General features: G+C 39.6%; 5 protein-coding genes and 1 pseudogene. 3 read left to right on the top strand and 3 right to left on the bottom strand.

What is annotated here, in order from left to right:
- Positions 1-156 precede the first annotated feature (156 nt).
- From GWJ01_RS10880 to yeiB, 3 genes are all read left to right on the top strand, one after another.
- Positions 157-1,332 (top strand): YbfB/YjiJ family MFS transporter, encoded by a 1,176-nt coding sequence (locus GWJ01_RS10880; protein WP_109402267.1) that lies wholly within the window; start codon positions 157-159, stop codon positions 1,330-1,332.
- A gap of 143 nt (positions 1,333-1,475) precedes the next feature.
- Entirely contained in the window at positions 1,476-2,135 is a 660-nt protein-coding gene (folE, locus tag GWJ01_RS10885) for a GTP cyclohydrolase I FolE (RefSeq protein WP_023581251.1), read from the top strand.
- Positions 2,136-2,149: 14 nt separating this feature from the next.
- Positions 2,150-3,301, top strand: a complete 1,152-nt coding sequence (gene yeiB / locus GWJ01_RS10890; protein ID WP_109402268.1) for a DUF418 domain-containing protein YeiB — start codon at positions 2,150-2,152, stop codon at positions 3,299-3,301.
- Here yeiB and sanA read toward each other — a convergent pair.
- The 3 genes and pseudogenes from sanA to GWJ01_RS10905 all read right to left on the bottom strand — a co-directional run.
- Positions 3,298-4,029, bottom strand: coding sequence for an outer membrane permeability protein SanA (gene sanA / locus GWJ01_RS10895; RefSeq protein WP_109393505.1), 732 nt, complete (start codon positions 4,027-4,029; stop codon positions 3,298-3,300). The two genes, yeiB and sanA, sit on opposite strands and share 4 nt — an antisense overlap.
- Before the next feature lie 141 nt (positions 4,030-4,170).
- On the bottom strand, positions 4,171-5,868 hold the full coding sequence (locus GWJ01_RS10900) for an NAD-dependent malic enzyme (protein ID WP_088493349.1): 1,698 nt from the start codon (positions 5,866-5,868) through the stop codon (positions 4,171-4,173).
- A 213-nt stretch (positions 5,869-6,081) separates the two neighbouring features.
- A pseudogene (locus GWJ01_RS10905) lies at positions 6,082-6,217 on the bottom strand (cytidine deaminase); the annotation flags it as partial.

A 6,217-nucleotide genomic window follows, 5' to 3' on the forward strand; every position in this document is an offset into this window, starting at 1 on the left:
ATCACGATGAACATCATCATGTCAGAGATCATCTTGTGAATAGAAAGAAATGAAACTTCTTATTGCAAAAATGTTAACTGTCTGGGGTTAATGTGTTGCTTGTTCTGTTATTAATGGGCGGCACATTAAAATGATAAAACAAAATAATGGATATCCATGAATACTTCAAATCACCAAAGTCATTCAGCACAAGCTTTTCATATCGCTTTTAGTGGGTTTCTTGCTTTAGTGGTTGCAATGGGGATAGGGCGCTTTACATTTACACCTCAAGTGCCATTGATGATTGCAGAATATCAATTGACGCTAACAAGTGCGGGTATTGTCGCTGCATTTAATTATCTTGGTTATCTCGCGGGCTCTTATGATGCGATGAAAGCCGTTAAAGGTGTGGGATATCGTTTGTGGGCAGGTCTTTGGGGCGCGGTGATAATCACTCTGTTGTCTGCTTTTTTAAATGATGCTTTTACACATAGTATTGCGCGCTTTTTTATTGGCTGGGCAAGTGGTTGGACGTTAGTGCTGGTGGCTTCATGGGCTAATGAGTTACTGGCTCGTCTTAATCGGCCTGCATTAAGTGTGGCTGTTTATGCAGGAACGGGTGCAGGTATATTTATTAGCGGTATTCTCGCCGTGCTAATTATGAAATGGCAAATGAGTGCGATGGCAGGGTGGTTAATTTATGGTTCTCTTGCTTTTATTTGTGCCATATATGTGAGCTACCATCTTCCGAAACCTTGGAAAATGAGTAGAGAAGAAGTAAAAGTTGCCCCTTTAACGCTCACTCCAGCGATGAAAAAGCTGATTTGGGGTTATACCTTTGCCGGATTTGGCTATATTTTACCTGCTACATTTCTTTCTCAAATGGCAGCCGAGCGTTTTCCGGGTAGCTTGATTGCACAATTTGTTTGGCCTGTTTTTGGTGCTTCAGCTGCATTGTGTATCGGGATCGCCATTTTAACGCGTAACATACTAAATACGCAGTTACGCTTAGCTATTACGCTTTGGTTACAAGCATTAGGTATTTTGATTGCAGAGTGGATCCCGACGATAACAGGGCTTGCAATTGGCGCGTTCTTAATTGGTGGCGGTCTTATGTGCGCTGTACAACTTGCTTTTTTACGAGGCAGAGAACTAGCGCCTGATCATGGGCGTTATATGGCGGGTTTACTCACCACTTTTTATGCCATCGGACAATTAGTTGGCCCCGTAATTTCTTCACTTTCAACCGCATTAACAGGAAAATTAGAACCTGCACTTTATGTTGCTTTTATTGTGTTGATAATCGGTGGTTTTCTGGTGTGTTTAAAAGAAAAAAGAGCATCCGCAAGCTAAAAATAGTTCATACAAAAATGCAATAATTTCATAACGAAAAATGCGGTATCGCTGGATAATGTGATTGAGGTCATCTAAAGTGTAGGCTGTTGTTGCTAAGTGTGATAACAGCTACTTAATTAATGTGTTTATCGGAGAGTCCAATGTCATCATTAAGTAAAGAGGCGCAATGGGTGCATGCTGCGTTAGTTGAACGCGGTTTGGAAACGCCTCTTCGTGAACCCAAACTCTCTCCAAGTGAGAGTAAACAGCAAATTGAACATCATATGACAGAAGTGATGAAGCTGTTAAATCTGGATTTGAGCGACGATAGTTTAGCTGAAACACCTCGTCGTATCGCTAAAATGTATGTTGATGAAATTTTCTCAGGGCTGGATTACCACAACTTCCCAAAAATCACGCTAATTGAAAATAAAATGCAAGTTGATGAAATGGTGACAGTACGAGATATCACATTAACAAGTACTTGCGAACATCACTTTGTTACCATTGATGGTAAAGCGATTGTGGCTTATATCCCGAAAGATAAAGTGATTGGGTTATCTAAAATCAATCGTATTGTGCAATTCTTTGCTCAACGCCCTCAAGTTCAAGAACGCTTAACACAGCAAATTCTTATCGCATTACAAACGTTACTAGGCACAAAAAATGTGGCTGTTTCTATTGATGCGGTTCACTACTGTGTTAAGGCTCGTGGTATTCGTGATGCAACTAGTGCAACAACAACTACCTCGTTAGGTGGGTTATTTAAATCGAGTCAAAATACGCGTCAGGAGTTTTTGCGCGCTGTTCGTCATCTTTGAGATTTTAAATAAAAATGAATAAATCGTCCCATCAACGTATCGAAGCTCTCGATGCGTTGAGAGGAATGGCGATCCTTGGCATTTTATTGCTCAATATTTCAGGTTTTGCATTATTAAGAGTGGCTTCATTTAACCCATTACATTCGGGAGAAGCCTCTTTTGGTGATCGTATAACATGGATGGCATTAAATCTGTTTGCTCAAGGAAAATTCCTCTTTATTTTTGCCTTGCTATTTGGTGGTACGCTTTATCTCCTTTTGCATAAAGGAGCGCGTTTTAATATATCGCGGTTAGTTGTGCTGGCCTTGATTGGCCTTATTCACACACTATTTATTTGGGAAGGTGATATTTTATTACCATATAGTATATGTGGTTTATTTGTTTTTGCGTTTATTAAATCAATAGCGACAAAACACCAGTTTATATTGGGAATAATACTCTATTTTTGTGGCGCACTTATTTTAGGTGCGTTGTTTTACTATTATCGTGATTTTATTGATACCGTTTGGTACAGCACGTCATATTCTCAATTGGCTGAATCAGATTGGAAAACAGGGCCTTATTTAAATAGTGTTTATTATCGTTTGAATGAGCTAAGTCTTTTTGTTTTTAATCTAGTACGTCAATACAGTTGGTTTTTGTTTGGTGCGATGTTGATGGGCTCTGCATTAATGGCGTCGGGTTGGTTACAGCAGAAATTTAGTCGCGCTCATTATGGTCATGTGGCACTTTATTTCCTCACAATCAGTTTAAGCTTACAAACAGCTATTGTGCTGGTGGATTATTACCTTGATTGGGATTACCGCTGGGCAGCTATTTTGGCACAACCTTTAACCATGCTGATCCAAGTGATGCAAAGTTTGGGGTATATTGCGCTGTTTTATTGGAGTTGGGATATTATTCAACATTCTTATTTTGCCTATGCTTTACGTTGTGTCGGCAAAATGGCGTTAACAACCTATTTAATGCAAAGCCTTATCGGGATTTATTTATTTCAGCGTATGGGGCTATTTAATCAATTTACTCTACCGGAATTGATGCCTTTTGTTGCGGCCATTTGGGCAATCAATATTACTTTTGCTGTGATTTGGTTACGTTATTTCCCACAAGGGCCTATAGAGTGGATCTGGCGTAAATCAGCCTCAAAATTAGCACAATTCTTTTAGGTTTTTTCATGATTATTTTCGTTCAGAGGAAGTGATTCAACTTCCTCTGGTGAAACCGCAGGATAACCTTTAATACCTTCTGGAATAGATTGTATTGCAGGAATAGTTTCTGGTGGCCCTAAAAAGCGTGGCTCACGGTTTAGAATATACACATCAATCATTGCGCCTGCTCTGGCAAATACTTCGCGTACACGTACTTTAAACATGCTTTTAGGGGATGCAACCGCAAAGCATTGTGCGTCAATTCCTTTTTCTAATGCGATAAAAACGGCTCGTTCACAGTGAAAACGCTGAGTGATAATAGTAAATCCATCTGTACCAAATACCTCTTTTGTTCGTACTACTGAATCAAGTGTTCTGAAGCCAGCAAAATCCATCACAATACGAGAGGCCGGAATACCTGCTTTAATGAGATCTTTACGCATCGTATTCGGTTCATTATAGCTGTGCTTGGCATTATCACCGCTGAGTAATAAATACTGAATTTTGCCACTATTATAAGCATTAACAGCGCCTTGGATGCGGTATTGATAAAACTGATTTATATAACCACTGGTATAGTACTTAGATGTACCTAATACCATGCCCACTTTTTTAGCGGGCAACGTATCCACATCTTCAAAGATATAAGGATTGGTTTTCCACCCGATCCAGCGATCGCAGGCAATCAAGGTGACTGCAAGCAGAATAAAAAGTGTGAGAAAGAGATAAATGAGGCGTTTTAGCATTTCCTTGCCTTAATGACGCAAATAATGAATGACTTTCATAATACTTAAGGCTACTTGAGCGGAGATAGGGAAGCAAGAAAAAAGCGCTTCATATTAAGTAATGACGCGCTTTTCAGAATGGTACTTAGTGTTTCAAGCTACTTAGAACGAGGTTCTTTTGTAAATACGGTACTCTGGTGACCAATAGTTACGTTCAATAGCTTCTTCTAATGCTGAATCAGAAGTTACGGTAGCAACACCTTGTACTTGAGCTTCTTTTGCAACTTGTTTTGCAATATAACGCGAAACTTGCTGAATATCAGCCAGTAAAGGTAACAGAGAACCATCACCATCTTTTGCCATTGGTGAGCAATCTGCTAATGCACGGCTTGCAACCATTAACATGGCATCAGTAACACGTTTTGCACCACATGCGATAACACCTAGTCCAATACCTGGGAAAATATAAGAGTTGTTGCATTGTGCAATTGGATACTCTTTATCTTTGTATTTAACTGGTGCAAATGGGCTACCCGTTGCGACTAAAGCTTGTCCATCAGTCCAGTTGATAATATCTTCAGGACGTGCTTCTACACGAGAAGTTGGGTTAGATAATGGCATTACGATAGGGCGTTCACAGTGTTTGTGCATTTCACGAATAATTTCTTCAGTGAATAAACCTGCTTGTCCTGAAACACCAATCAAAATAGTCGGTTTTGCATTCTTAACCACTTCTAACAGTGAAATTGCATCGCTTTCGGTTTCCCAATCAGCAATAGTTTCGCTTTTTTGGATAAGTTTACTTTGGAAATCAAGTAGATTTGGTAGTTTGTCTGTTAATAAGCCAAAACGGTCAACCATAAAGATACGTTCACGCGCTTGCTCATCACTTAAACCTTCAGATTTCATTTGGGCAATGATTTGCTCAGCAATACCACAACCTGCAGAGCCTGCGCCTAAGAAAGTGACAGTTTGGTCTTTTAATTGGCGGCCAGCAGCACGACTTGCTGCAATTAAGCTACCTAAAGTAACAGACGCTGTACCTTGAATATCATCGTTAAAGCAACATAGCTCATCACGATAACGGTTTAATAAAGGCATCGCATTTTTTTGTGCGAAATCTTCGAATTGCAGTAAAACATTTGGCCAGCGACGTTTAACAGCTTGAATAAACTCATCAACAAACTCGTTATATTCATCACCTGTAATGCGAGGATGACGCCATCCCATATACAGAGGATCGTTTAGACGTTGTGGGTTATTAGTACCAACATCAAGTACAACAGGCAGTGTGTACGCTGGGCTAATACCACCACACGCGGTATATAAAGAGAGTTTACCGATAGGAATACCCATACCACCGATACCTTGGTCACCTAGACCAAGAATGCGTTCGCCATCTGTTACAACAATGACTTTTACGTTCTGTTTCGTGGCGTTTTGTAGCATATCGTCGATATTGGCACGGTTAGGGTAAGAGATAAATAAACCACGAGCACGACGATAAATATCAGAGAAATGTTCACAAGCTTCACCTACAGTTGGTGTGTAAATGATAGGCATCATTTCAGTTAGGTGAGATTCCAATAGACGGTAAAACAGGGTTTCATTGGTATCTTGGATATTTCGTAGGTAAATATGTTTATCGTTATCGTTTTTGAAATCAAGATATTGGCGATAAGCGCGTTCAACCTGCTCTTCGATGGTTTCAACTGCTTCAGGCAGTAAACCATGTAAGTTAAAGGTGCTGCGTTCTTCTTCGCTGAAAGCACTACCTTTATTTAACAGGGGAAATTCAAGCAGGATTGGACCTGCATACGGGATGTAGAGAGGGCGTTTACTTTCGTGTTCCAGTTCCATGAAAAATACTCTTGTAAGGCAGTTAGTCACATGACAATTGTAGATCCTACAAAATAATAAAAATATGTACAGCTTATGTTATTTTTTTATGATTTTTATGCTTAGAAATGAGAGATAGATACGGTTGTTACAACTTTTTCTGGTAAGCATCAGCAAAATTTACATGCTGATGCTTTTTTAGGAGAGATTTTTAGAGGAATAAGTTAAAACTTTTTACAAAGTGATACGTTGCATTTGGCGACAACCTAAAGCAGTTAATGTTGCTTGTGTTGCATCCCATTGCGTTAAAACTGTCTCTGTTTTTTCGATTAAGACAGCAGATTCAATATCCATAACACTCTCACCCGCC

The organism is Proteus sp. G2618 (assembly GCF_009915995.1).
GTDB lineage: Bacteria > Pseudomonadota > Gammaproteobacteria > Enterobacterales > Enterobacteriaceae > Proteus > Proteus terrae.